At 63.2% G+C, this 25,334-nt stretch carries 29 protein-coding genes and 8 pseudogenes; 10 read left to right on the plus strand and 27 right to left on the minus strand.

Annotation, left to right across the window (positions count from 1 at the left end; all coding sequences use genetic code 11):
• Positions 1–8: 8 nt before the first annotated feature.
• Together nifD and nifH are read right to left on the minus strand one after the other, a co-directional pair.
• On the minus strand, positions 9–1,472 hold the full coding sequence (gene nifD, locus B0G80_RS06600; protein ID WP_116117447.1) for a nitrogenase molybdenum-iron protein alpha chain: 1,464 nt from the start codon (positions 1,470–1,472) through the stop codon (positions 9–11).
• Between the two features lie 103 nt (positions 1,473–1,575).
• On the minus strand, positions 1,576–2,457 hold the full coding sequence (gene nifH / locus B0G80_RS06605; RefSeq protein ID WP_116117448.1) for a nitrogenase iron protein: 882 nt from the start codon (positions 2,455–2,457) through the stop codon (positions 1,576–1,578).
• A 377-nt stretch (positions 2,458–2,834) separates the two neighbouring features.
• On the opposite strand from nifH, the gene B0G80_RS06610 reads away from it, so the two are divergent.
• From B0G80_RS06610 to B0G80_RS06620, 3 genes are all read left to right on the plus strand, one after another.
• Positions 2,835–3,254: a group II truncated hemoglobin gene (locus tag B0G80_RS06610; RefSeq protein WP_116117449.1), complete on the plus strand. Its 420-nt coding sequence runs from the start codon at positions 2,835–2,837 to the stop codon at positions 3,252–3,254.
• 36 nt (positions 3,255–3,290) lie between these two features.
• Positions 3,291–3,899 (plus strand): hypothetical protein, encoded by a 609-nt coding sequence (locus B0G80_RS06615; protein WP_116117450.1) that lies wholly within the window; start codon positions 3,291–3,293, stop codon positions 3,897–3,899.
• Positions 3,900–3,975: 76 nt separating this feature from the next.
• On the plus strand, positions 3,976–4,539 hold the full coding sequence (locus B0G80_RS06620; protein WP_116119548.1) for an ankyrin repeat domain-containing protein: 564 nt from the start codon (positions 3,976–3,978) through the stop codon (positions 4,537–4,539).
• Positions 4,540–4,636: 97 nt separating this feature from the next.
• Here the strand turns inward: B0G80_RS06620 and B0G80_RS46695 are convergent.
• The 7 genes and pseudogenes from B0G80_RS46695 to B0G80_RS06655 all read right to left on the minus strand — a co-directional run.
• A pseudogene (locus B0G80_RS46695) lies at positions 4,637–4,897 on the minus strand (transposase); the annotation flags it as partial.
• A gap of 59 nt (positions 4,898–4,956) precedes the next feature.
• Positions 4,957–6,039, minus strand: coding sequence for a fatty acid desaturase (locus B0G80_RS06630; protein WP_258878842.1), 1,083 nt, complete (start codon positions 6,037–6,039; stop codon positions 4,957–4,959).
• Between the two features lie 105 nt (positions 6,040–6,144).
• Complete coding sequence (cyoD, locus tag B0G80_RS06635; RefSeq protein ID WP_116117453.1) at positions 6,145–6,477, minus strand: cytochrome o ubiquinol oxidase subunit IV; 333 nt, start codon at positions 6,475–6,477, stop codon at positions 6,145–6,147.
• On the minus strand, positions 6,478–7,086 hold the full coding sequence (gene cyoC / locus B0G80_RS06640; protein WP_116117454.1) for a cytochrome o ubiquinol oxidase subunit III: 609 nt from the start codon (positions 7,084–7,086) through the stop codon (positions 6,478–6,480).
• A 3-nt stretch (positions 7,087–7,089) separates the two neighbouring features.
• Positions 7,090–9,096 carry a cytochrome o ubiquinol oxidase subunit I gene (gene cyoB / locus B0G80_RS06645; RefSeq protein ID WP_116117455.1) on the minus strand — a complete coding sequence of 669 codons (2,007 nt, stop codon included), beginning with the start codon at positions 9,094–9,096 and terminating at the stop codon, positions 7,090–7,092.
• Positions 9,097–9,099: 3 nt separating this feature from the next.
• Positions 9,100–9,996: a ubiquinol oxidase subunit II gene (gene cyoA / locus B0G80_RS06650; protein ID WP_116117456.1), complete on the minus strand. Its 897-nt coding sequence runs from the start codon at positions 9,994–9,996 to the stop codon at positions 9,100–9,102.
• Between the two features lie 478 nt (positions 9,997–10,474).
• A pseudogene (locus tag B0G80_RS06655) lies at positions 10,475–10,786 on the minus strand (oxygen-independent coproporphyrinogen III oxidase); the annotation flags it as partial.
• Positions 10,787–10,971: 185 nt separating this feature from the next.
• On the opposite strand from B0G80_RS06655, the pseudogene B0G80_RS06660 reads away from it, so the two are divergent.
• The 4 genes and pseudogenes from B0G80_RS06660 to B0G80_RS06675 all read left to right on the plus strand — a co-directional run bounded on the left by B0G80_RS06660 (position 10,972) and on the right by B0G80_RS06675 (position 12,881).
• Positions 10,972–11,644 (plus strand): annotated as a pseudogene (locus tag B0G80_RS06660) (OmpW/AlkL family protein).
• A gap of 157 nt (positions 11,645–11,801) precedes the next feature.
• Positions 11,802–12,251, plus strand: a complete 450-nt coding sequence (locus tag B0G80_RS06665) for a hypothetical protein (protein ID WP_116117457.1) — start codon at positions 11,802–11,804, stop codon at positions 12,249–12,251.
• 18 nt (positions 12,252–12,269) lie between these two features.
• A complete protein-coding gene (locus tag B0G80_RS06670; protein ID WP_105512117.1) occupies positions 12,270–12,506 on the plus strand; it encodes a zinc ribbon domain-containing protein in 237 nt (78 codons plus the stop codon).
• A gap of 24 nt (positions 12,507–12,530) precedes the next feature.
• Positions 12,531–12,881: a hypothetical protein gene (locus B0G80_RS06675; RefSeq protein WP_147309835.1), complete on the plus strand. Its 351-nt coding sequence runs from the start codon at positions 12,531–12,533 to the stop codon at positions 12,879–12,881.
• On the opposite strand, the gene B0G80_RS06680 is transcribed toward B0G80_RS06675, so the two are convergent.
• From B0G80_RS06680 to B0G80_RS47990, 18 genes and pseudogenes are all read right to left on the minus strand, one after another.
• The gene (locus tag B0G80_RS06680; protein WP_116117459.1) at positions 12,867–13,238 is read right to left on the minus strand and encodes a hypothetical protein; all 372 of its coding nucleotides are present in this window, start codon (positions 13,236–13,238) and stop codon (positions 12,867–12,869) included. The two genes, B0G80_RS06675 and B0G80_RS06680, sit on opposite strands and share 15 nt — an antisense overlap.
• Positions 13,239–13,284: 46 nt before the next feature.
• Positions 13,285–13,488: an FAD-dependent oxidoreductase gene (locus B0G80_RS47985; RefSeq protein WP_116117460.1), complete on the minus strand. Its 204-nt coding sequence runs from the start codon at positions 13,486–13,488 to the stop codon at positions 13,285–13,287.
• Positions 13,489–13,504: 16 nt separating this feature from the next.
• A pseudogene (locus B0G80_RS06690) lies at positions 13,505–13,792 on the minus strand (2Fe-2S iron-sulfur cluster-binding protein); the annotation flags it as partial.
• Positions 13,793–13,847: 55 nt separating this feature from the next.
• Positions 13,848–14,690 (minus strand): SIR2 family protein, encoded by an 843-nt coding sequence (locus tag B0G80_RS06695; RefSeq protein ID WP_116117461.1) that lies wholly within the window; start codon positions 14,688–14,690, stop codon positions 13,848–13,850.
• Positions 14,691–14,700: 10 nt separating this feature from the next.
• Positions 14,701–15,864 (minus strand): DegT/DnrJ/EryC1/StrS aminotransferase family protein, encoded by a 1,164-nt coding sequence (locus B0G80_RS06700; RefSeq protein ID WP_116117462.1) that lies wholly within the window; start codon positions 15,862–15,864, stop codon positions 14,701–14,703.
• Complete coding sequence (locus B0G80_RS06705; RefSeq protein ID WP_116117463.1) at positions 15,851–16,129, minus strand: hypothetical protein; 279 nt, start codon at positions 16,127–16,129, stop codon at positions 15,851–15,853. The genes B0G80_RS06700 and B0G80_RS06705 overlap by 14 nt, the downstream gene beginning before the upstream one ends.
• Position 16,130: 1 nt before the next feature.
• Positions 16,131–16,349, minus strand: a complete 219-nt coding sequence (nifT, locus tag B0G80_RS06710) for a putative nitrogen fixation protein NifT (RefSeq protein ID WP_116117464.1) — start codon at positions 16,347–16,349, stop codon at positions 16,131–16,133.
• Positions 16,350–16,390: 41 nt separating this feature from the next.
• Positions 16,391–17,535 (minus strand): annotated as a pseudogene (locus B0G80_RS06715) (cysteine desulfurase family protein).
• A 23-nt stretch (positions 17,536–17,558) separates the two neighbouring features.
• Positions 17,559–17,681: a hypothetical protein gene (locus B0G80_RS47760; protein ID WP_309568740.1), complete on the minus strand. Its 123-nt coding sequence runs from the start codon at positions 17,679–17,681 to the stop codon at positions 17,559–17,561.
• A gap of 35 nt (positions 17,682–17,716) precedes the next feature.
• Positions 17,717–17,929 (minus strand): hypothetical protein, encoded by a 213-nt coding sequence (locus tag B0G80_RS47765; RefSeq protein ID WP_309568741.1) that lies wholly within the window; start codon positions 17,927–17,929, stop codon positions 17,717–17,719.
• Positions 17,926–18,201: a nitrogen fixation protein NifZ gene (locus tag B0G80_RS06725; RefSeq protein ID WP_116117465.1), complete on the minus strand. Its 276-nt coding sequence runs from the start codon at positions 18,199–18,201 to the stop codon at positions 17,926–17,928. Before B0G80_RS06725 ends, B0G80_RS47765 begins: the two co-directional genes overlap by 4 nt.
• Positions 18,198–18,578 carry a nitrogen fixation protein NifZ gene (locus B0G80_RS06730; RefSeq protein WP_116117466.1) on the minus strand — a complete coding sequence of 127 codons (381 nt, stop codon included), beginning with the start codon at positions 18,576–18,578 and terminating at the stop codon, positions 18,198–18,200. The genes B0G80_RS06725 and B0G80_RS06730 overlap by 4 nt, the downstream gene beginning before the upstream one ends.
• The gene (locus B0G80_RS06735) at positions 18,571–19,263 is read right to left on the minus strand and encodes a 4Fe4S-binding leucine-rich repeat protein (protein ID WP_116117467.1); all 693 of its coding nucleotides are present in this window, start codon (positions 19,261–19,263) and stop codon (positions 18,571–18,573) included. The genes B0G80_RS06730 and B0G80_RS06735 overlap by 8 nt, the downstream gene beginning before the upstream one ends.
• Positions 19,260–19,841: a hypothetical protein gene (locus tag B0G80_RS06740; protein WP_116117468.1), complete on the minus strand. Its 582-nt coding sequence runs from the start codon at positions 19,839–19,841 to the stop codon at positions 19,260–19,262. The genes B0G80_RS06735 and B0G80_RS06740 overlap by 4 nt, the downstream gene beginning before the upstream one ends.
• Before the next feature lie 15 nt (positions 19,842–19,856).
• Positions 19,857–20,264, minus strand: coding sequence for an iron-sulfur cluster assembly accessory protein (locus B0G80_RS06745; protein ID WP_116117469.1), 408 nt, complete (start codon positions 20,262–20,264; stop codon positions 19,857–19,859).
• Between the two features lie 50 nt (positions 20,265–20,314).
• Positions 20,315–20,509: a 4Fe-4S binding protein gene (locus B0G80_RS06750; RefSeq protein ID WP_090811334.1), complete on the minus strand. Its 195-nt coding sequence runs from the start codon at positions 20,507–20,509 to the stop codon at positions 20,315–20,317.
• Positions 20,510–20,550: 41 nt separating this feature from the next.
• On the minus strand, positions 20,551–22,146 hold the full coding sequence (nifB, locus tag B0G80_RS06755; protein ID WP_116117470.1) for a nitrogenase cofactor biosynthesis protein NifB: 1,596 nt from the start codon (positions 22,144–22,146) through the stop codon (positions 20,551–20,553).
• A 254-nt stretch (positions 22,147–22,400) separates the two neighbouring features.
• A pseudogene (locus B0G80_RS47990) lies at positions 22,401–23,677 on the minus strand (sigma 54-interacting transcriptional regulator).
• Between the two features lie 210 nt (positions 23,678–23,887).
• Between B0G80_RS47990 and B0G80_RS06765 the strand changes: the two are divergent.
• From B0G80_RS06765 to B0G80_RS46705, 3 genes and pseudogenes are all read left to right on the plus strand, one after another.
• Positions 23,888–24,584, plus strand: a pseudogene (locus B0G80_RS06765) (aminotransferase class V-fold PLP-dependent enzyme); the annotation flags it as partial.
• 191 nt (positions 24,585–24,775) lie between these two features.
• Complete coding sequence (gene erpA, locus B0G80_RS06770; protein WP_102630859.1) at positions 24,776–25,150, plus strand: iron-sulfur cluster insertion protein ErpA; 375 nt, start codon at positions 24,776–24,778, stop codon at positions 25,148–25,150.
• A 23-nt stretch (positions 25,151–25,173) separates the two neighbouring features.
• A pseudogene (locus B0G80_RS46705) lies at positions 25,174–25,324 on the plus strand (2Fe-2S ferredoxin); the annotation flags it as partial.
• Positions 25,325–25,334: the final 10 nt, after the last annotated feature.

Here is a 25,334-nt window from a genome sequence, read left to right on the forward strand (position 1 = left end):
ATCGGTGCTTAGGCGTTTTTCTTCCAGGGCGCCTTGGCGAGCCCCCACACCGGGCTGGAAATGGCCATGTCCATGTCGCGCGCGAAAATGGCGTAGCCATCGTAGCCGTGATATGGACCGGAATAGTCCCAGCTGTGCATCTGGCGAAACGGCACGCCCATCTTCTGGAACACGTACTTTTCCTTGATGCCGGAGCCGACCAGATCGGGCTGGACCTGTTCGACGAACCTCTCAAACTCGTAGCCGGTCACGTCGTCGTAAATCAGTGTGCCGTCCTTCACGTAGTGCGTGGTGCGCTGATAGTCGTCGTTGTGGCCGAATTCGTAGCCGGTGCCGACCACGTTCATGCCGAGGTCTTCGTAGGCGCCGATCACGTGGCGCGGACGCAGGCCGCCAACGAACAGCATCACGGTCTTATCCTGCAGGCGCGCTCTGAACTTCGCGTTCACCGCATCGACCAGGGGACGATACTTGGCGATCACCCTCTCCGTGTTGGCTTTGATGCTGTCATCGAAGTGGCTGGCGATCTCGCGCAGGCTCTTCTCGATCATCGACGGGCCGAAGAAGTTGTATTCCGTCCAAGGAATGCAGTACTTCTCTTCCATGTGCCGGCTGATATAGTTCATCGAGCGGTAGCAATGCAGCAAATTGAGCTTGGCCTTGGGCGTATTCTCGAGCTCGGCGATCGAGCCGTCGCCCGACCATTGCGCGATCACGCGCAGGCCGATCTCTTCGAGCAGAATCCGGCTCGACCAGGCATCGCCGCCGATGTTGTAATCGCCGATGATCGCAACATCATAAGGCGTCGAAACAAATTCGGGCCGCTTGTCCGGATCGGCCTTGTCGAATATCCAGTCTCTAATCGCATCGTTAGCCAGATGGTGGCCCAGCGACTGGCTGACGCCGCGAAAACCTTCGCAGCGCACCGGCAAAATGGTGTGCCCTTCATAGTGCGCACTCTTCTTCTTCGAGACGGCCTCGATGTCGTCGCCAATCAGGCCGATCGGACATTCACTCTGGATCGAGATGCCCTTGTTCAGCGGAAACAGTTGCTGAATCTCGTCGATGATCTTGTCGAGCTTCTTGTCGCCGCCGAAGACGATGTCCTTTTCCTGGAAGTCCGACGTGAACTGCATCGTCACGAAGGTGTCGATACCGGTAGTGCCGATGTAGTAGTTGCGACGCGCGGCCCACGAGTACTGGCCGCAACCGACCGGACCATGACTGATGTGGATCATGTCCTTGATGGGCCCCCAGACCACGCCCTTCGAGCCGGCGTACGCGCAACCGCGAATCGTCATCACGCCCGGCAATGACTTGATGTTTGATTTCACGCCACAGTCGGGCTTGCCGTCCTCGAAGGTGCCCAAATGCTTGGCCCGCCGTTTGGCCATCTTCTCCGGATAGGCCTTCAGCACTTCATCGATCAGGGCCTTGTTCGCGGCCTTGCGCTCTTCAACAGTGACGCTCATGAGAATGCTCCATAGGGTGAGTATCAAGCCTGGCAGCGGGTAGCCGGCACGGCCCGGTTCATCGCGTGAAGAAGAACACCGGGCCGAGCGCAGCGGCGCTCGCTTAGGCGGTCAGTTCCGCTGCAGGCTTGCCGACTTGCGATTCGTCGATGGACGTCATGATTCCGTGCTCCATTAACAGGTCTTCCAGTTGATCCATCGTGATCGGCGTCGGGATCGTGCCGGTGCCCGCGTTGTTGTGCACCTTGGTGGCGAGCTGGCGATACTCTTCCGCCTGTTTGGATTCGGGCGCGAACTCGATCACCGTCATGCGGCGCAGCTCGGCGTGCTGCACAATGTTATCGCGCGGTACGAAGTGGATCAGCTTCGAACCGAGCATCTTCGCCAGCGCTTCGGCGAGTTCGAGTTCCTTGTCGGTCTGACGCTCGTTGCACACGAGCCCGCCGATCCGCACACCGCCGCTGTTCGCGTACTTCAGAATGCCCTTTGAAATGTTGTTGGCCGCATACATGGCCATCATTTCGCCGGACATCACAATGTATATTTCCTGCGCCTTGTTCTCACGAATCGGCATTGCGAAACCGCCGCACACCACGTCGCCGAGCACGTCGTACGACACGTAGTCCACGCCGTCATAGGCGCCGTTTTCTTCGAGGAAGTTGATCGACGTGATGACGCCACGGCCCGCGCAGCCCACGCCCGGTTCCGGACCGCCGGACTCCACGCAACGGATGTTGCGATAACCGATCTTCATCACGTCCTCGAGTTCGAGGTCCTCCACCGAGCCGGCTTCGGCCGCTAGCGACAGGATGGTGTCCTGCGCCTTTGCATGCAGGATCAGGCGGGTAGAGTCCGCCTTGGGATCGCAGCCGACGATCAGGATCTTCTGCCCGAGTTCAGTCAGGGCTGCCAGGGTGTTCTGCGAGGTGGTCGACTTGCCGATACCGCCTTTACCGTAGAAAGCGATTTGCCGAAGTTTAGACATTGCATTTCTCCATTCAGGAAGAAGGGTTGAAACCAGGGTTGCGTAACCGCGACCATGTCAGCCTGTCGTGCCTGTATGGGTCTTCTTATATCGAGTCACGCGTCGGCCGGACCTGTGTCCGCGCTGGACTCCAAATGCAGCTTCTGTGCCACGTCACCAGCGGTACTGCGGCGCGTCCGCCCCGCCGCGCTGGCGGTTGGCTCGGGACTTTTGCGGACTCCTCTTCTGTCTTGTCGATTTCGCGACAAACCACGCGAACTTCGTCGCCAATGAAACCATTCGGGCGCGTTTGTCGTGCGATTTCTGTCGTATTGGCCTGCGTGCAGCCGGACAATCGCCGGGTTGCGGCCTGGTTCGGTTATTGCATTGATCGCGCCATGGACACACCAGCCACCCAACCTTCGCGACCCGTGCCGCGCGAGACGCACTTCGACCGTCTAGGCGGCGAGACCGCCGTCATCCGCCTGGTCGATGCGTTCTATCAGCACATGGATACGCGGGCCGACGCGCAGCGCATTCGCGCGATGCATCACCCGGACCTGTCTTCGACGAAGGCCGTGCTGGTGCTGTATCTGTGCGAATGGCTCGGCGCCGACAAACGGTACTCGGCACAGCGCGGCCAACCACGGCTGCGCATGCGTCATGCCGCATTCGCGATCGGCACCGCCGAACGGGATGCGTGGCTAGCTTGCATGCGCGCCGCGTTCGACGAGACGGGTGTCGATCCGGTGCTACGCGATGACCTGATGCAGGCCTTTTTCAAAATCGCCGACCGGATGCGCAATACGCAGACGTGAATCCCTCTTCAACGCTGTTTAACCCAAGGATCTGTGATGACCGAAACGCTCGCGCACAAGGAGATCGACGACACCGCGTTCGCCCGTCTCGAACATGAAGGCCGTCTGCTCAACCCCGTTCTCAAGGGGCTGACGAACATGTTCGACCGGGTCGGCTTCCGCGGCGAACTTGCGCTGCGGTTTGCCACAAAGCTCGCCGACGAAGCGCGGCCGCCGGAGCTGACCTGCGATCAGGTGATGGCATGCGCGACGATCGGCCATAAGCATTTGCCGTTCTTCGCCGGGTATCTGTTGAGCTTCGAGCATCTGAAGGACGTGGCCGAGGTGCTCAGCGACACGCTCTCGGCGGATGGCAAGTACTTTCTGTTTTGCGACAACATCGACCTGAGCAAGCGATATCAGGTGCCGTACAAGGGCGCGATGTTCTATGTGCTGCCGATTCTCGAGTCCACCGTCTACAACGAGATGCTCGAACTGCTGTACCTCGAGAAGAACGAATTGAAGAAAAAGGACTCAGGCGGCAAGCTGGATGCGGTAGCGGACGCGGCCATCAAGTTCGACGTGACCTTCGACACGATCACCTACAGCGAAGGACTTGAATTGATGGGGCCGGTGCGCAACCCCAACGAGAACCGGCCCGTCTGAGGCGCGGGTCCCGACAGCTGCCACCCGCGCGGCTGCGCCAACCGATGTTCCCTTGCACCCGAACGCGACCATGATCATGCACACCGACACTGCTTTCGTCCTCCGCGAACGCCTGGCCTCGCGCGTTGTCCGGAACGCCGATGCACAACTCGAAACGATCGTGCCCGTCGCACTTTCCACTTGGCTGGCGTACCACGGCTTCCCTGATCTGCATTCGCGCTGCGTGAACGGCGAAACCCCGTTGATGCGCGCCGCGCAGCATGGCGAGGACGCGGTGGTCGAGGCGTTGCTCGCACTCGGCGCACGCGCCGACGCGCTCGATGACGACGGCAACCATGCGCTCTGGTTCGCGTGCCTGCACGGCGGCCCCGCGACGATCCTGCGGCTGATCGACGCCGGCGCGCCGATCGACCATGTGAACGACGACGACATCACATGCCTGATGCAGGCAGCCGCGAGCGGTCGCCTCGACGTCCTGCAGATGCTGCTTGCGCATGGGGCGAACGCAGAACTGTGCGCACCGGATGGCCGCAGCGCGCTCGACATGGCAGCCGACCTCGGGCTGCAACTGCTGCGCACGGCCCGACAGATGGAAGGAACGGGCACGCAACGTATCACCACAGCACCGGTCCTCCTCTGAGATGTGAGCCATCGGTCGACGAGCCATCGGCAGCGAACCCGGTACGGCCGGCATCGTCGACAGGAGATCGCAAGATGAATGGCCAACGCGTGTTTCCTCGCGACCGCGCCAGCATCGCCGCATGCAGGCGAGCCCGCACGCCATAGTCCTGCCATTCCCGCAACCTTCGCGAGCAGGTCATACCGCTACCGAAGTCCATCTCCGGCGGCAAGTCTTCCCACGGTATGCCGGTGAACAGCACGAACAGGATGCCATTCAATGCAGCAGCGCGTTCATCAACACGCGGGCGTCGGCCCCGGGGGGATACCCGTCGCTCTGGCAGCAAGGCTTCGAGCGTTGGCCATAACTCTTCGCCGATTCTTTTGTCTTGTCATCCAACGTCAAACTATACCCCTTGCTTTCGGATGACAGGCTTTGTTAGCGAGTCTTAAGAGGGACGTGCGTCGCGCGACCAGCGAAATCGGTCCACTGATCAGTCGAAAAATCGTATAGTTTGCAGCCTCGTGCGGTGTCGAAGTACCGACGCCACGAAAACCGCTGCACGACGATCCGTTCCGGAAGCATCGCTTCGAGCATTCGTTGAGCACCGACGAGCCCGTATAGAGGGAGACTCATGTCGACGTGATGCGCGGTGTGCTCCATGATGTGATGAAACAGCGCGCCAAAACGCCAGCGAAAGGTCAAGTGCACCGTCGTGGATACGAACGGATCCGAACGCCCCCATTTCGCGCGATCGTCGTACCAGCGGATTTGCGGAGGCGTGTGGTGCGCGTACACGACGAAACCCACCATCGCGCACCAGAACAGCAACGGCACCCCGAACCCGCATGCGATTGACGGGATCACCCCCCGCTGCGTCGCGCGAGCGATCCACGCGAGCGCGCCGATCCATAGCAGTGCGAACACCGATACCAGCGTGCAGTCACAGAAGAATACCGGGCGCCGCGTCGGCATTGCGGCACACGACGGGAAAAACATCTTCGTCCACCAAATTTCGATCATGTAGTAGAGACCAGGCGCCCAGCCGCTGCGATAGATACGTTCCAGTGCGCGCCGTGGCCCACTCAAGGCGCGATATTCCTGGATCGTCAGCGGTGCCCACACAAAATCGACGCCTTTCAGGTTCGTGTAGCCGTGATGCACCGCGTTGTGACCCACTTGCCACAGGCTGTACGGCGTGAGCGACGGCAGGAAGGCGATCCGGCCCAACCAGCGGTTGAGCGTGCGGTGCCGGGTCAGGCTCTCATGACATGCGTCGTGACCGATGACGAAGAGCCGTCCGATGACGAAGCCCGCCATGCATCCGAATACGGTCTTCAGCACGAACCCGTGTGCGAACACGCTCGCGGCGAGCGCACACAATAGTAAAACGTAGTCGAACACGAGCAGCAGAAGCGCGTAGGCGGTGCGGCGTTCGGCGAACGGTGTCAGCCACGAGCGGATGGCCTTGCGATGGGGCAATGGCTCATTGGCGGGAACAGGGTGATTCGGGCTGTTCATGAAGAAAGACCGGTAGAACGGTGCAGCACAACACTACGCACGCGGTCGACGGCTGCATGCCGTGTCCGCGATGATGTGACCAGACCGTTTCGCGCTGGTGGGGAGTCAGCGCGACATCATGTTCATGCTGACATTGTGCATCACCCAGATCGTGCCGAAGATCAGGAACAGCGCGGCGAGCGCGGTGTAGCATAACGCCAGCACGTTCCAGCGCTGGCCGCGCGACAGGTCGAGATGCAGGAACGTCACCAGTTGCACGACGATCTGCACGAACGCCAGCAACGCGAGCGCCATAATCGCGGAGCCGGCCGGCAGCAACCGTTGCGCGACGATCGAGAATGAGCCAGCCGTCAGCAGCACGGCGAGCACGAAACCGGTGATATAACCGGCGACGTCACCACGCAAGGCGGTCGTGGACGCCGAGTGTGAATGGACCATTTAGAGCATGCTCCCGAGATAGACAAACGAAAACACGCAGATCCACACGATGTCGAGGAAGTGCCAGAAGAGGCTCAGGCATGTCAGACTCGTGAGGTCGCGACCGGACAGTTCAGGCGAGCGGACGACCTGCACGACGAGCACGGCCATCCAGACGAGGCCGGCTGTCACGTGCAGGCCGTGGGTGCCAACCAGCGTGAAGAACGACGACAGGAAGGCGCTGCGACTGGGCCCAGCACCGTTGGCGACCAGGTGCGAGAACTCGCGCAGCTCGAACGCGAGGAACAGCGCGCCAAGCACGAACGTCACGAGGAGCCAGCCGATCACGGCACCACGCCCCTGGCGCTGCGCGCCGAGCACCGCGAAGCCGTAGGTGGTGCTGCTCAGCAGCAGCGCGCCGGTTTCAAGTGCGACACCCGGGATGTCGAACAGGTCCCGTCCGGACGCGCCACCCGCGAACTGATGCGCCATCACGGCGAACACGGCGAACAGCGACGCGAACAGCATGCAGTCGGTCATCAGGTACAGCCAGAAGCCGAACACGGTGGGCGTTGGGCCGTGGTCAGCGCTTGACCTGCCGTGATGGACGAGTAATGCAGATTGCGTCATGGGTTAGGTCTCCGCAGATTCGGGCAATTCAAGGTCGGCCGGGGTGGGTGCGCTGCCGCGTCGTGCTTCGATTTCGCGCACGCGCGAGGCCGGAATCACGTAGCCATGGTCGTCGCGGAAGCTACGCGCGATCAGCGCGGCGACGATCGCGACGAAGGCCAGCACGGCGAGCCACGTGATGTGCCAGACGCCGGCAAAGCCGAGCACGAGGCTGAATGCGCCGATCAGGAACCCGTCCGCGGTGTTCGACGGTAGGTGGATGTCCTCGTAATGCGCCAGTGCGGTATTTGCTGCGCCGCTCTCCTTCATGTGCGCGAACGCGTCGAGCTGGTGGACGACCGGTATGCGCGCGAAGTTGTAGACAGCGGGCGGCGACGCGGTGGCCCATTCGAGCGTGCGGCCGTTCCACGGGTCGCCCGTCAGGTCGCCGTATTCCGGCTCGTTGCGATGGATCACGCTCACGACGACCTGGGCGATCTGGTGCACGACACCGAGTGCGATCAGCACCACGCCGCATGCCGCGACGAACAGCCAGGGATGCCAGGTCGGATTGTCGTAGTGATTCAGGCGCCGGGTCATGCCCATGAAGCCGAGCACGTAGAGCGGCACGAACGACACGTAGAAGCCGACGAACCAGCACCAGAACGCCCGCTTGCCGAGCTTCTCGTTAAGCTTGAAGCCGAACGCCTTCGGGAACCAGTAATGGAAGCCTGCGAGATAGCCGAACACGACGCCGCCTATGATCGCGTTGTGAAAGTGCGCGATCAGGAACAGGCTGTTGTGCAGCACGAAGTCCACGCCCGGGATCGCCATCATCACGCCCGTCATGCCGCCGATCGTGAACGTGACCATGAAGCCGATCGTCCACAGCACGGGTGCGGTGAACTCGATGCGACCGCGGTACATCGTGAACAGCCAGTTGAAGATTTTCACGCCGGTGGGGATCGCGATGACCATCGTCATAATGCCGAAGAACGCGTTGACGTCCGCGCCGGAACCCATCGTGAAGAAGTGGTGCGCCCACACGAGGAATGCGAGCACCGTGATCGCGCACGACGCGTAGACCATCGTTCTGTAGCCAAACAGCGGTTTCTTCGCGAAGGTCGCGATCACTTCCGAGTAGATGCCGAACGCGGGCAGCACGAGGATGTACACCTCCGGGTGGCCCCACGCCCAGATCAGGTTCAGGTACACCATCGCGTTGCCGCCGAGCTCGTTTGTGAAAAAGTGCATGCCTGCGTAGCGGTCGAGGCCGAGCAGTGCGAGCGTCACGGTTAGGATCGGGAACGTTGCCATGATCAGCACGTTCGAGCACAGCGCGGTCCACGTGAACACCGGCATCTTCATCAGCGTCATGCCGGGCGCGCGCAGCTTGACGATCGTCACGAAGAAGTTGATCGCGGTAATCAGCGTACCGACGCCGGAGAGCTGCAGACTCCAGATGTAGTAGTCGACCCCGACGCCGGGACTGAACTGCAGCTCCGACAGCGGTGGATACGCGAGCCAGCCGACCTGCGCGAACTCGCCGATCACGAGCGACAGATTGATCAGGATCGCGCTGATCGCCGTCATCCAGAAGCTCAGCGAATTCAGGAACGGGAAGGCGACGTCGCGCGCGCCGATCTGCAGCGGCACGACAAGATTGAAGAGGCCGACCATCAGCGCCATAGCCATGAAGAAAATCATGATGACACCGTGCGCGGTGAATATCTGGTCGTAGTGGTGCGGCGGCAAGTAACCGGGGCCGTGAAACGCGATCGCGAGCTGAAGCCGCATCATTACGGCGTCGACAAAACCGCGCATGAGCATCAGCACCGCGACGATGATGTACATGATGCCGATCTTCTTGTGATCGACGCTTGTCAGCCACTCGGTCCAGAGCCACTTCCAGCGGCAGAGCTTCGTGAGCGTGGCGATGACCGCCAGCACGATGAGCGCCATGAACGCGGCCGCGCCCATGATGATCGGCTGATCGAACGGAATCGCGCCGGGCGTGAGTTTTCCAAACATGGCTTACTCCGTGGTCTGTGTACGACATGCGGCATCGCGGAAGGCCGTGACGTTGCCGTTGTTGTATCGGGCAACGATGTTACGGAACAGGTGCTGGTCGATCGATGAGAAGTAGCGTACCGACTGCTTCTCGCTCGGCTTCGCGACTTCGGCGTATTCGTCCATGCTCAGGCGTTCCGGCGAAGCCTTGACCTTCCGCACCCATGCGTCGAAGTCGGTGGGGCTCGTCGCGAGCGTGCGGAATTTCATGTCGGCGAATCCCTTGCCGCTGAAGTTGGCGGACATGCCTTCGAAATGTCCCGGTGCATCCGCAATCAGGTGCAGACGGGTCTGCATGCCGACCATTGCATACACCTGGGTGCCGAGCTGCGGGATGAAGAATGAGTTCATCACCGAGTCCGACGTGATCCGGAAATTCACCGGCGTATCGACTGGCACGGCGAGCTGGTTCACCGACGCAATGCCGAGGTCCGGGTAGATGAAGAGCCACTTCCAGTCGAGCGCGACCACCTCGACATCGATCGGCTTGACGCTCGACTGCAGCGGCCGGTACGGGTCGAGCTCATGCGTGGTGCGCCACGTCAGGATACCGAGGTACAGGATGATCAGGGTGGGGATCGTCCAGACGGCGATCTCGATCGCCGTCGAGTGCGCCCATTTGGGCGCATAGACCGCGTGACGGTCCGACGCACGGTAGCGCCACGCGAAGAACAACGTCAGCAGGATCACCGGGATCACGACGATCAGCATCGCCCACGTGGCGGTGGCGATCAGCGACTTCTCGGCCGCGCCCACGCTCCCTTTTGGATCAAGCACAGTCAGATCGCATCCCGATAGAGAGGCGCTCAATGTTGTGACGATGGCTATCGCCCGTTTCCTTAAGGCTTTTCTGTCTGTCATAGTGGTTAAGTCCGGATTGTGGCACTTTTGACCTGAAGCTGGCTTGACGCATGCGGCATCACACTCGCAGCGTCATGGTCCAACAACCGGCCAGCTTTGTGATTGATGCCGATCAAGGATGAACGAAGCGGCCGGGTGCGGTGCACTGACGCAGTGCGCGGGCAAAATCAGGCGATTGCCCATGTCTTCATGGCTGAACTGAAGCAGAGCCAGGCTGCAAGGGATGGCCTCGATCTGGCAATCGAGGGTCGTAACGGGGCACGTGGCGCGGAACGAAGGACAGACTTTACGGCGTCCGTGTGAACAGGGGAACACCTTGCTGACGGTGCGGTTTGCGGGTAATGCAACGCTCGCAGCATTCTCGATGCGCGGGACAATCTGATCCGGATCAGCGAATACGCACCCTGGCGTTGCTATTTCGGAGTTCGACGAACACGGTCCGTCGCGTTGTTTGCGCCAGCCACCGGCGGTCGTGCCGCTAGATCAGTTTTGACCAGGACGCGCTCGAGGGTCGCTCCAGATAACCGTCGAACACCATGGCCACCGCACGCACGAAGAACCGGCCTTTTGGGGCAATCGAGATGCCGTTTCCATCGATGCTCACCAGTCCCGCCTCCCGATATGGTTCCAGGGCAGTAAGCTCACTTGAGAAATAGCGGACGAAGTCGATCTGATGCGCTAGCGAGATCGCCGCGAAATTCAACGGCACGCCGCACATGAGCGTCATGATCACCTCCCGACGCAACGCATCGTCAGGCGATAGGACAATTCCGCGTTCGACCGGCAGCCGGCTGGGTACCGGACGATGCGGGTGAAGGCCAATAGTCCGGCCTCAAGGCTCCCGCTATCTCGACATTCCGACGCGTCACCCGATGTCGCATCTTGACTTCGGGCTCGGGACCGGTTGATCCTGCGCAAGGGCCACCCTGATTTGCGCGTCGACAATTCCCCGCATACGTCAACAAGGGCAAAGCGATGAAGCACATGATTAACGCCGTGATGATCGTGGCAAGCCTGTGCGCTACCGGTTTGTCCGAAGTACGGGCATACGCGAATGACGTAAGCGCGAACGGAAGCACGATGGCAGGCGCGGTGCCGGCGGACGGGACCCACGCCGGTGACTTACTCGTGCGTTTGCGTGCCATCTCGATCGAGCCGGAAGTACACGCGAGCGGCACGTTGTCGTCGCTCGGCATGGGTGTCAATAACGCACTCGTGCCAGAGTTGAACCTGATCTATATGATCCGCGACGCGATCGGCGTCGAGCTGATTCTCGGTACCTCGCGGCAACACGTGACGTCTGGTCTTTGCGATCTGGGTGGCGTGAACGTGCTACCACCGACACTGCTGCAATATCACCTCAACCATGCTGGCATGATCCGACCGTATGTCGGCGCGGGGGTCAACTACACGTACTTCTACAACGACGGCCCGAGCGCGGGCCCAGAAGGCACCCGAGGTGTCACGCGGCAGCTTCGGTCCGGCGGTGCATGCTGGCGCCGACGTGCAGATCACGAAGACCGTCTTTCTCAACGCGGATATCAAGAAGATCTGAATGCACACGGATGCCTCGGTCGGCGGCAGTTCGTTGGGCCCACTGGACATCGACCCGCTAGTACTGGGGCCAGGCGTTGGGATGAAGTTCTAGCGAGCGCAGTGAGTGTTCCGTTCCGTTGTTAAGTGCGCACGCTGCTCGGACTGGGCGCCGATCCGGCTGTGCATTACCAGGACGACTTCACTGCCATCGACATGGCGGCCAGCCTCGACTGCCTGCAACTGCTGCGTCAAACCTGAGAACCCCGGCAATGGGCCCACATCACCATCTACAAAAACCCGGCTGCTCCGGCAATGCGCGCCAGAAAGCCCTGCTGCGCATGGCCGGCTACACGCTCGACGTGTGCAACCTACTGAGCTGGCCTTGGACCGCCGCGCGCTACAGGGCCTTCATGGCGCCGCGGCCGATCAGCGAGTGGTTCAAACGCGCGGCACCGCGCATCAAGTCGAGTGAAGTGGTGCCGGAAACGGTCGACGCCAATGTAGCGCTGGCGCTGTTGCTGGCCGAGCCGCTGCTGTTCCGCCGGTCGCTGATGCAATGCGACGAGCGCCGCATGGTCGGCTCCAACGCGGCCCTGGTGTACACCTGGATCGGGCTCGGCGCGCACGCACCGGCCCCGGACATGCTGCTCGAAGACTGCGCCGCAATGACAGAACACAGCTCGCACCAACGCGCGATCCGCTGCGCCCCATCCACCTGAAACGGAGATCGGATCACCATGCCCCTGTACGACTACCGCTGCGCGGCCTGCGGCCACGCATTCGAAACGCTGGTGCGCGCCGGCCACACGCCCGTCTGCCCGCAATGCGGCGGCACCGCGCTGGACAAGCAGGTCAGCGCGCCGGCCTCGCCCGGCAAGAGCCGCGCGATCATCTCCTTCGCGCGGCGTCAGGCGGCCCGCGAAGGGCACCTCAGCAACTATTCGCCGGCCGAGCGCTGCAAGCTGCTGCGCTAAGCCGAACGGGGAATCGCGCTGTCGATGCATGTGAACTTCGAGGGGCGCCTACCCGATGGCACTCAGACTCACCGTCGTCATGTGGCCGGCACGCTGGAACAGGCCACCACCGACTGCCTGCCGGAACGCGCGAAGGGCATCTGCCCGTATCTCGACGCTACCCGGATCCACGCCTTCGGTCAGGAACATCGCGGCCGTGCCGGCCTGCTCGATGATCGTCAGCCGCGCGCTGGTTTCGATAGCGGCGCTGCGGGTCGTACCGGCACCGCCGCAGGATCGATGTCCGGACAGGCATGCACGAGACGCGAGTTCAATTCGAGCGCGATCGCACGTAGCAGCGCCGCGTCAGGCTGGTGCTCGTCAGGGAAGTTCTGACAACGCGCACGACGTGTTGTTGAACGCCAGCTCCGCGCTCAGCAGGATCGGTGTGGCCGCGAGCGCGTCAGCAAGCATCGCGGGCAGCAGCGGATCGAACCTGACATGCTCCGCCCCCAGCCGCTGCAGCAACGCGAGTACCGCCCGGCGGTCACGCAGCATCAGCAACGCGCTGCTGGTCCGCACGCAGGCTGCCGGAAGCGCGGCAGCCTGCGTATCGACCAGACGCGCCGTCCCGCCTGCGATGCGGCGCGCCCCGGCATGCGTCTCAAGCGGCCCCTCGCGGCGCTGCGGTTCGCGGTTCGGGTCGGTGAGCCAAAGTGCATCGCCGGGGTCGTGCTGCCGCACGCTCGGCATACCCAGTTCGAGTTCGTCGAGCAGCGCGCCGATGCGCGGCTCGGCATCAGGCCAGAACCAGGCCGGACCTAGACCCAGCGTCTGACCGGTGGCTTAGCAATGTTGCGTCAGCACGGCCGCCCACGCGCTCGCGCGCTTCGATGACAACGACGGAAACGTCCTGAGCGTGCAGTGCGCGCGCCAGCGCGACGCCGCATAGACCCGCGCCGACGATGGCCACGTCGACCACCAGCGATTCGACCGCGGTCATCTCGCCGCTCAGACGAAGTCAGCAGTTCGATGGTCACCGGCTCTTCGGCCAGCACGACTTGACAGGCGAGGCGCGACTTGGAGCCGATGCCGACGAGCGTATCGAGCTTGTCATTTTCGAGCCGCTGGATCTTCGGCAGGCTCTTGCGCCCTTCTTGTACGAACAGGCGGCACGATCCGCAGTCGGCCTTGCCGTTGCACTTGTGCTCGATGCTCTCGCCTACGGCGAGCAGTGCCTGCAGCAGGGTCGCGCCGACGGCAACGTCGTAGGTCTTGCCCGAAGGCAGTACGGTCAGTGTGGTCATGATGGCGATCTTGATAGAAGGCTACGGATGAAGAACGCTGGCTAGCGGCCACGCTTCACGCGGCCAGTGCGGGTTGCAAGGCATCCACCAACGCTTCGGCGAACCCGCCCAGCGGCATCGCGATGCACGTGATGCCCTGCTCTTCGAGAAAGCGCGCCTCCATACGCGTCGGTTCGTCGGGCAGCACGGCCCAGTGCATGTCGGAGGAGCGCTTCATGATCTGGCGCGCGAAGCTGCGTGTGAGCTGGTCGTCGAAACGGCAGCCCAGAAACAAAAAACTTCGACCGCGGCGCCACGCCTGCACGGCGGGCGGAATGGGCGTCTGGATATCGATCTCGGTCATGACTTCCACGAAGTCGCTGTCAGAGACTAGGTAGTTAGAGGCCGGCGCATGGCCGCCAATCGGCTTGTAGAGCAGCGCGCCCGAGGCCGGCACGGCATCCAGCAACGCGCCGTCTGCGCTATAGGCCGCGAACCAATGGCCGAAATGCTCGGCCTGCGACAGCCCCTGCAACTGCGCCCAGCCGCCCTGCGGCCGCGCCTGCGCCAGCGCGCAGGCGAAGGTGTCGTCGTACCAGCTGTCGACAACCAGCCCGGCGCCGATCGCCGCCAACGCGCAATGCAGTGCCGACGGCGTCGACGTCATGGCGAAGGCCTCATTCATGACGCTCACCAGCGACTTGCGATGCTTGAAGTTTTCGATGAACTGCGCCGCCCGGGTCAGCCGGGTGCGGATCTTGTGCTGCACGCTGACCTTGGCCGTGATGATTTCGGCGAGTGCGAGCGGCGTGGCAGGGGCGGCCGTATCGGGGCACAGCGCGAGCAGCGCCGGTCCCAGGTACGGAATGACGCCGCCCGCACACAGGCGTTCGGCGATGGTCTGGACTGAAACGGTCATGGAGTGCGCCTCACAGATAAATGGCAGCGCCGGCGCCCACGTTGGTCGCGGTGTCTTTCAGCGTCTTGACGATGTACTTGACCTGGTCGGTGTCGAGTAGTGTGTGCAGCGGCAGCGCCAGCGCGCGATCGCCGATGCGCTCAGTGTCGGGCAACAGGCCGCTCTTGCGGCCGATCGCATCGCCCGCGTTCATGTAGTGGAACTGCTGATGCAGCGGATGGCTGTAGGCCACCGTCTCAATGCCGCAAGATTTCATGTCGTCGATCATCTGAGCGCGCGCTCTCTGCGTAAAACGCTTGCCCAAATGCACAACATAGAGCATCCAGTGCACTTCTTCGACGTCCTCGGCCACGTAGGCCGGCTTGATCCCTTCGAAGCTTTGCATCTCTTCGTGATACCAGGTCTCGACCTGCTTTCGCTGCGCGAGGCGCGTGTCGAGTTCGGCCAGTTGCGCGAGACCGAGCGCGGCGGTCAGATCACTGATGCCCGCCTGCAGCGGCACCCGCGAGCCGACCGAGACGGACGCGCGGTCCGTGACGCGCCGCTCGCGCAGATAGCGCAGTTCATGGACGAGTTCGTCATCGTCGGTGACGAGCATGCCGCCCGCTCCTGTGCACAGCGCGGACGGGCTGGAGAAGTCGAACACTGATACGTCGCCGAAACTGCCGACGTTGCGGCCCCGGTAGCGGGAGCCCAACGCCTCGGTACTGTCTTCGATCAGCCGCAAGCGCTGCGCGTCGGCCAGTTCGCGCAGCAGCGCCCACGCGGCCGGGTGACCGTTGGTATTGCCGGCGAGGATCGCGCGCGTGCGAGGGCCGATCTTCTGCGCGGCTTTTTCGGCGCTCAGACAACCGCTCCAGTAGTCGATGTCGGCGAACACCGGCATGGCTCCCGCCAGCGTGATCGCCTGCGCCACCTGATGCCAGGTGTGCGACGCGCAGACCACCTCGTCTCCCGGGCCGATCCCCGTCGCGCGCAACGCAATCCAGGTGGCGAGCGTGCCGCTCGCGACCGCGACCGCATGCTCCCGGCCAACCCAGCCCGCAAACGCGCGCTCGAACGAATCAAGCATCGGCCCGTCGCTCCACCGCGAGGATTGCAGCACCGCGTTGACGAGATCGATCTCGCGCGCCGCGCAAGCCGGTTCGCTCAGCGCGATCTCATCGATTTCCATGCGCCTCGTCCTCGGTCAGGATCAACGCATCGGCCTCTTCAGGCCGCTGCGTGATGAACCTGCAATGCCCGGCCGACATCGCGAAATAGACACTGCGCGCACCGAACCGGAGCGCTGCTGTCTCGTCGCGCATCACCGTTGCGCTGACATGCATTGTGCGCACCTCGGGATAACGTTCGTGCCATTGCGTGGCGGCGTCGCGTAGCGTCGGTGCCGTGCGGAGCAGGTCCGCCGCGAAGTCCAATTGCTCGGCGTTCAGGCTCATCTCACTCCTCCACGCCAGCAATGCGTCGCGCTTCGACCGTGATGGGCAGTGGCGTATCGTCGGCCATCGGGGGCAATTCGAGTTGCCAGCCGTTTGCGAGCGTGACGAGACCGCCCCACATCCCGGGCTGCGCCATCGCGACAATGGGCTCCTCCAGGTCCTTCTTTGGCACATAGGCGCTCAGCGCGCCCTTGCTGTCCTTGCGGATCATGACTTTCATGGTTGCGGACTCCGGCGATTGATGACAGGTTCAAACCAGGTTCAAGCGGGATGCGCTGCTTCCTCCAGCAGTGGACGAAGCAACGGCGGCAGATAGGCGAGCACGTACTCAATGTCCTGCGCCGTAGTGGTTTCGCGAGCGACAGCCGCACCGCCGCCAGCGCCTCATCGCGCGGCACATCCATCGCGACAAGGACGTGCGACGGCTCGCTGCCGCCAGACGAGCATGCCGAGCCTGACGACGCGGCAACGCCCAGCAGCTCGATGCGCTGCAAAACGACCTCGGCGGGAACCTCGCCGAAACGCAGGTAGCTGGTGCCGGGCAGACGCGATGCCTGCGCCGAAAACACGTTGATGGCCGGCAGTGCGCACCGCAGCCCCTGCTCCACTGCGTCACGCAGCGCGGCCACGCGCGCCGCTTCGCTCGCTACGTCGCTGATACGCTCGAGCGCCGCTGCAAAGCCGGCGATGGCCGGCAGGTTCTCGGTGCCGCCGCGTCGATGCCGTTCCTGGCTGCCCTGTACCTGCGGCACCAGCGTCACGCCGTGGCGCACGAGCAGCGTACCGATGCCCTTCGGCCCGCGCAGCTTGTGCGCCGACAGCGACACCGCATCGATCCCGCTCTGCGCGAAATGGAACGGCAGCCTGCCGATGAACTGCGGCGCATCGAGATGGAGGCGCGCGCCGGCCGAATGCACGAGATCGCGTACTTCGGCGACCGGCATCAATACGCCCGTCTCGTTGTTGGCCGCCATCAGCGATTCCACCCCGACGTCAGGTCCAATCAGCGCGGCGGCACTGTCGAGGTCCAGCGTCCCGTCGGGCCGCACGGCGATGTAGTCGACCGCGACGGCGCGTGCAGCCAGCGCACGCGCCAGCTTCAGGTGCGCTGCATGTTCGATCGCGCTGAATACGCCACGGTGCCGCCCCCCCGACGCCGCCGCGTGCAGCCCGCACACGGCCAGGTGATTGGCTTCGATGGCGCCGCTGGTGAAGATCAACTCTGCGGGCTTGCAACCGAGCGCTCGCGCGATCGTCGCGCGGGCCGCAGCGAGCGCGCCCTTCGCCTGCTGCCCGACGGCATGCTGCGACGACGCGTTGCCCCACGCGTCCGTCAGGATGGACAGCATCGCCTGCGCCACGGCGGAGGCTGGCGGCATGGTCGCGTTGTGGTCGAGATAGATCATCGCCCCGGCTCCGTTAGTTTGCTTCACGGCCAGAACACGCATTCGCGATCGATGCACAGCGTGTCCAGCAGCTCGGTCAGACCGGTGCTCTCATGCTGGGGCATCCATCGGTGCGACGCATGATCGCGCGCACTCAGGTGCCACATACCGTCTTCATCGCGCGTGAGCCAGGCTATGTCGATCAGCCCGCCATTCGCGTCGACATTGCGGGAGCAGCACGGGCTCTCGACACGGAACCCTGCCCATCGCGCAGCACGCGCGGCACCACATAGCGGTAGCGGGTACGCTCGCGCAACGCTTGCTCGATCTGGCGCTGGGTCAGGTCGAACGGGCGGCCCGCGCGCAAACCGTCGCGCGGCGGCGCCGCTTCTGGCGCGCTCGCCTGAACCGTCATGACATGGCTCCTTCTTCGGGTAGCAGGCCGGCGGGTGCGGGCGCAATTTCATTCTCCGTGCATCCGACGACACAGTGGCCGAACTCCACCAGATACACCGGCTCGCCGCTCTCAACCACCTGCCCGACGTTGACGATTTCGCCGACCGTACCCGCCTCGGCCAGACAATCGTCCTGGCCGCGCTCCGGAAAGCTGCCGTCGTTGCACAGGTCATCCAGCGCGATCACGCGCATGCCCCACTGATAAGCAGGCTGAACCGGTTCGATACTCATGCTGACGGCTCCTGCGGTTGCCACGTTTCCGGCTGGACCCGCGTGCCGATCTTGTGCAGCGCTTCGGCCCGCTCGCCCAAGCCTTGCAGCACGTCGTCCGGCAGGTTGTCGAGCGTGCATAGCTCTTTCGCGCGCATGCCGACACGGTGGCCGCTCTCGACGAAATCCACCGCGTAGATATAGAACTGCTGAAGGAAGGTGTCGATGCTGGTGACGTAGCCGATCTCGCGCTTGTTCACCAGCACTTCGCCGATGTCCTTGCCGTTGTAGGTGCCGTCGTTGCGGATCACCGCGCGTGCGATCACGCGCTCGCCGTAGTTGAAGCGCGGGGGAAACGCGACCTCGAGCAGGTCGTCGTCGCGGTTGATGTCAGCCATGCTTCACTCCTGCTGATCGTTGCGTCTGTCCGGTGGTCATCAGGTTCGCGACCTCGCCCGACGGCCGGCGCTGCCGCGCGAGCGCGCGCACCTCTTCGTCCGCGTCATCCACCAGCGACGCCACGATTTCGCCAGCGGCGCGCCGCGCGACTTCCCAGCGCACTCGCCAATCGCGATCGAACGCGAGGCGCGATAGCAGCGTCGCGGACAGACGCTCGGCGACGATGCGGCGCACCTCGGCCTCGCTGTCGTCGGCAATACGCAGCAGCGCGGGCATCTCAAGACGCTCGGCCAGCCGCATCCGGACTCCGCGATCAGGGTCGCCGATCATCTGCGGCAGCCGCGCGAGCGGCAGACGCTGCGCCACCCATTCGCGCACCCCGTAGTCGGAATCGCCCCGCATGCCGACCAATGCAGCAGACGACAGGCGCTGCGCCACGCGAATCCGCACCTCGAAGTACGGATGCGCAAGCTGCTCGTTGGCCAGTTCAGGGTGCCAGTGAAAGAAGCGCTCGATGCGGCGCGCGTACGCATCCTGCATGCACGCGTGACCTGGCCCGCAACCGTGCTCCGCCGGCAACTCGCGGAACCGCACATACCCGCAGCCGGCGCAGTCGAGCGGGCCGCCCTGCCAGCGACGCGGTGCAATGTCGCCGCCTGGTACACGCGCGATCTGTACGCTCATGGTTGCGTCCCCGTCCAGCCGCGCGTCGGATACGCACTCAGCACATCCATTGCATCGTCGGACCCGACGCCGGTCTCATGACGAGCCAAGACTTGCGAAAGCAGCGCGCCCCCCACCCGGTCTTCGGGATCGAGCCGGCGCAATTCGCGCAGTCGCATGCGCGCTTCTTCAAAGTCGCCGAGACGCATGTTGAGGTACGCGAGGCCCTTCAGCGTGAACAGATAAAAACGCGCGGCCGCGTCATAACGCGTGGTCACGATCGCGGCCGCAAGCGGTTCGTCGCCGAAATCTGAGGCCAGCGCGGTGCGGGCGACCGCCAGCGCGTCTTCGCCGATCGCACGCGCCTGCGCCAATTGATGGCCGTAGAAGTAAAAGCGGTACAGCGCGATCAACGGCACCGGATGGCGCGGCGCGGCGGCGCGGGCGCGTTGCAACAGCGCGAGCGCCTCGTCGGGGCGCTCGCGCAACCGACCCGCCTCGGCGATCAACGCATTGACGCCCGACGGCAAGCCGCCGCCAATCGCGCTCTGCGCAAACGCGGTCATTGCGTCGTCGAGGGCACGGTCGCCGGACTCCATCGCCATCGCTCCTCTTCAGGAGATCTGACGCGGCAGCGGCGGCCGCCCGCGGCCAATCGCGCTGACATCGATGGTCGCCACGCCCGGCGGCGCCGACTCCGCACTGCTGCTGCAACCACAAGCGGCCTGGTTCGGATTGAAGAAGATCAGGCCGGACTGGGTTGGCGTGTCGGCGAAATCGATCGTTATGCCTTCGAGCATTAGCCGGCTCTCAGCCGGCAGGAATACGCGCAGGCCGTTGATGTCGAGTTCCTGTTCGCCTGGTTGCAGCGCCGGCTCGGCGGTGAATTTCGCGGTATAGCCGGAACAGCCGCCGGCGCTCACCACCAGACGAAAGCCAGCGCCAGCCGGCAGGCCCGAAAAGCGCACGATACGACGCATGAACTTCTCGGCGGCGCTCGTAACAGTTACGTTGGACAGCATGATGCGTAGTCTCCTGATGGATGAATGGCCGGCCCGGCCACGAGCCAGACTCAAACCTGAACGATGCAGCCGTCCACGGGACACACGGCGACGCACTGCGGGTCGTCGAAGTGGCCTTCGCATTCGGTACATTTCTTGGGGTCGATCGCGAACACGCCGCCTTTGTCGCTGATCGCGACATTGGGGCATTCCGGTTCGCAGGCCGAGCATCCCGTACAGGTGGACGCGATAATCTTCAGAGGCATGGAGGCTCTCCTGTTGTCCTGTCTGGAAAGGTGTGGGGTTGTCACGCCGCTGAGGCTGACGAGGTGTAAGCACCCTGGCGGATCGAAGCATCGCCGCGGTCCCGGTGCACGATGGCGCCGCTGGCGATGCGACTGCGGTAGTCGTTGAACCAAGCAAGCACCGCTTTTTCGATAAATTCGGCGACGTACTGATCGACCGGCTCGATGCCCGCTTGCGCCAGTTCGTCTTTCGGGCAGGCGCCGATCTTCGCGACCAGCACCGCGTGGCAGTCGTGGAGCGCGCGCACGACCAACGGTAGTTGCTCGTCGTCGCCGTAACCGCCCCGGCAATACAGGTCCACCCGGCGATGGCCGACGATCAGCGCTTCGGCTGCCGAGACCTCGAAGATCTGAAACTCCGTGACGTGGCCGAAGTGCTCGTTGATCCGGCCGCCGCCCTTCGTTGCGACCGCGACCAGCACCTTCATGTCGTCGGCGACGTCGATCTCGCGAGAGACAGCCAGCGCTTCCTGCTTCGCGTCGTGCTGCGCCTGACGCTCCGCTTCGACGCGCTGCTGGTATTCACGGCGGCGGTCGAGGTCGTAGACCACTTCCATCTGCTCGATCTTGTCGAGCGTGAAATCCTCGCTGCGGTCCTCGCCCAGCAGGCCAACCGCATCCGCGCGGCACTGGCGGCAATGACGCATCAGGTTGGCGCCGCCCATGCAGGCGTCCTGCACCGCCTTGAGTTCCTGCGCAGTCGGCCCCCGCTGGCCGCTCAGGCCAAAGTGAGTGCCGTGTTCGGGCTCCGAGATCAGCGGCATGATGTTATGCAGGAACGCGCCGCGTTTCTTCACCTCGCGGCTGACCTCGATCAGGTGCTCGTCGTTGATGCCGGGAATCAGCACAGAGTTGATCTTGGTCAGCACGCCGCGTGCGGTGAGCATCTCGAGACCCTTCATCTGCCGGTCATGAAGGATGCGGGCTGCTTCGTAACCGGTCACGCGCTTGTGCTCCCAGAAAATCCACGGATAGATTTTCTCGCCCACCGCCGGGTCGACCATGTTGATGGTAATTGTCACGTGGTCGATGTTGTACTTGCAGATTGCGTCCACAAGGTCGGGCAACGCCAAGCCATTGGTCGACAGGCACAGCTTGATGTCCGGCGCCTGTTCCTGCAGCATCCGGACCGTCTCGAAGGTCTTCTTCGGGCTCGCCAGCGAATCACCAGGACCGGCAATGCCAAGCACCGTCATCTGCGGCATCTCGCTTGCGATGGCCACGACCTTCTTCACTGCCTGTTGCGGCGTTAGCTTCTGAGAGACCACGCCGGGACGCGACTCGTTCGAGCAGTCGTATTTGCGGTTGCAGTAGTTGCACTGGACGTTGCAAGCCGGCGCCACCGCCACATGCATGCGCGCATAGTGATGATGGGCTTCTTCCGAGTAGCACGGGTGATTCTTGACCTTCTCCCAGATGTCCGGCGGCAAGTCGTCGAGACTGCCCGACGCGCCGCAACTGGCCTTACCCTCGCCACCGTGCGTGCCGCAGCCGCCACCGGTGGACGGGTCTTCGATCTTCACGCCGAGAGCTTTAATCTGCCCGATGCCGATATAAGCCGCTGCGGGCAAGTCGCTCGCATTTGAACTCGCTTGCATGGATATCTCCTCGCAACCGACGGCGGCCGCGCGCAAGCCATAAAGCCAGATCCATGCCACCCGACAAGAAAGCCAAGGATCAACGTGTTAGGGGATATTTCACAGTTCTGTATGATCCCGGCGCGCGACGTATCCCTCCAATTTCGTTGCGTCGTGTCGATGTTGCGACAAATCTCACACGACCCGGAACGCATGTGCCGAACCAGCGAGATGGACCCGCACAAGCTGGGTAGGCGAAGCATTCTCTATCCTGGTCAGAACCGGTGAACCTCAATAGAGGATGTATGCAGCGCATAGCCTATCTGCCGGGGCGTGATCCCCAGGAAGCGCGCCGCCTTCGCCTGGAACGAGCCGCTGCGTTCCGTCGACCAGATCAATCGTTCGCGTTCACCCTCTGGCTTCCCGGCTTACGATGTCGCGAACGTGTGGTCGTCCGCCACTGGATCCAGATCAGCGGCAGCCTCAGTGGCCGCGCTGCTAGGCCAGACAGCCGGTGCCGACGCCATATCCGGATCATGATGCCCGTACGGCGGCTGCGACGACGGCACCTCAGCGATCGGCATTTCTCCCAGAGGCGCGGGACGAACCACATCCTCGCGCTCGACGTAGTGCAGCACCTTCGTCAGACAATGATCCTCCTGAGACGGGAACTTGAAACGGTAGATCACGCCGTCACGTGTCATGGTCGCCGTGCGTTCGACACAGTTCTTCAGTTCACGAACCTTGCCCGGCCAGTAGGATCTCATCAGCACCCGCATCGCTTCCGTGTCGAAGCGGATGGACTGCGCGTTTTCACGGTTGAAACGGGCAAGAAGCTGTGCCTTGGCCGGAATATCTTCTCGCCGCTCACGCAGGGGCGGCAACTCGATACTGACCACGTTGATACAGTAGTAGAGATCCGAGCGCAACTCGCCGGCCGTCGCCATCCGTTCAAGGTTGCGATTGGTCGCGAGAATCAGACGCACATCCACCTTCACCGGCGTCATGCCGCCGACACGCTCGAACTCGCGCTCCTGCAGCACGCGCAACAGCTAGGCCGGAAACGACGGCGCGATATCGCCAATCTCGTCAAGGAACAGCGTACCGCCGTGCGCCAGTTCGAAGCGGCTCTTTCTTGGCCCCTGCGCGCCGGTGAACGCACCGTTCTCGTGGCCGAACAGCTCGCTTTCCCGCAGGCACTCCATCAACGCCGCGCAATTGCCCCGACGAACGACTCGCTGCTATCTGGACCACGCCACCCATGCAAACAGGAGCGCCGGTTCATCGTTCACGTTGGGCACGATCACCCAATGCCGCTCCTTCACGCGCGGCCGACGGTGCCTTCGCAGGGCCGGAACTGAAGACGCTGCTGCTCGTCACGCGAAAGACCCGTAACGCTCAGGCCGCGCAGTTGCCCGTCCGGTTCGGCCAGCACCACATAGGCGCGCCGCCACCCCATCGTCTGCACAAGATAGTTCAGGGGCTCGCGGAAGGCTTTCGCCACATCGAGCGACGAAACCAGCGTCTTGCTCACCTCGCAGACGCCGTCCAACGCTTTTCAGCCATCGCGCATGTGAATCCCGCGCGCGTAACGACAAATCCGACAAAAAGAACGGCGGCAATCCTCACTCGTCGGGCGCATCGACACAAAAACAACAGCAAAACAACAGCGGCCCAGCTTAAAGAGGCCACGAGAGCGTGGAAGTCCACTGGTATGGAAGTTGCCCTGAAGGTCGCATTACCCCGCTTTCAGGAGCCTGCGATGTCGGATTTCCAACGCGTCAGTACCGGCCTCCATCCGCGCGGCGCCAACCCGGTGCATCTGGGTCACGTCGCCACCACGCCGGTCGATCGGCGCGTGATCAGACGCATGCTGCCTTACCGGACCGAGATGTACGGCAATTCGGCCAGCCGTTCGCATGCCTACGGCTGGGTCGGCGAAAAAACGGTGGAACTGGCCCGCGAGCAGGTCAGCTCGTTCGTCAACGGGGACCCGCACGAGATTGTCTGGACCTCCGGAGCGACGGAATCGAATAACCTCGCGACCAAGGGTGCCGCGCACCTTCATCGCGCCAAAGGCAATCCCCTAGTGACGCTCACGACCGAGCACCAGTCGGTGCTCGGCGCGATGCTCGAACTTGATCGCGATGGCTTGGAGGTCACAGTGTTGCCGGTGCAAGAAAGCGGTCTCGTGGACCTCGCCGCAATCGGCGCGCTCTGCCGCGCCCGGGGCATCCTGCCGCACGTGTGCCGCGCAGGCCGCCAGCAAGGTGCCTATCGATCTCGCCGCTTTGCCGGTCGATCTGATGTCGCTCTCGGCTCACTAGATCGACGGCCCCAAAGGCATTGGCGCGCTGTACGCGGAGCTCCGGCCGCGCATGCGGATCGCGTGCCACATGCACGGCGGCGTCCCCGAGCGCAGCATGCGCTCGGGGACGTTGTACACGCATCAGATCGTCGAGGAACTGCCATTGCCGCCGGTCGAGATCCAATGCTCGGTTCTCGCCGAGGACGCGATCAAGGCGGCGTGTCTGACTTTCGCTCGCGCCAGACGGTTCGAGGCGCAGCAGCCGACGACCTGTAACTCGCCGAGCAACCGACCTGCTCGTCTAATCCGAAGTGAGTCCATTCAAGCCTGAGAGGAACCTCCATGGAAACGCTCACCCAACCGGCTTCCGCCACACCCGGCGTCATGCCCGGCCTGCTCGAATTGACGCCTCAGGCCGCTGCGAAAGTGGCCTCGCTGATCGAGGAAGAAGGCAATCCCAACCTGAAGCTGCGGCTGTACGTGTCCGGCGGCGGCTGTTCGGGCTTGCAGTACGGCTTCGCGTTCGACGACCAGGTGGCGGACGACGACATGCAGACCGTCACGGACGGCGTCACGTTGCTGGTCGATTCGATGAGCCAGCAATACCTGCCCGGCGCGCGCGTCGACTACGAAGACGGCCTGGAAGGTTCGCGCTTCGTCATTCACAACCCCAATGCGCAGAGCGCCTGTGGCTGCGGCAATTCGTTTTCCGTGTGAGGCAATCATGAAAATCTCACTGACTGGCGCCTCCCGACGACGAGGAGAACAACCAGTTCGACAATGCGTGGGGCGTTGACGTGCAATCGCGTCTCGCGTGCTGCGTGAAGCTGCGACGCCGACCTGACGATCGAACTGCCGCCACATACGCGCGACCTCGCGCGTGAGCATTGAGGGCATGCGT

The sequence above is a fragment of the Paraburkholderia sp. BL6669N2 genome (assembly GCF_003387275.1).
In the GTDB taxonomy this organism is placed as follows: Bacteria; Pseudomonadota; Gammaproteobacteria; order Burkholderiales; family Burkholderiaceae; genus Paraburkholderia.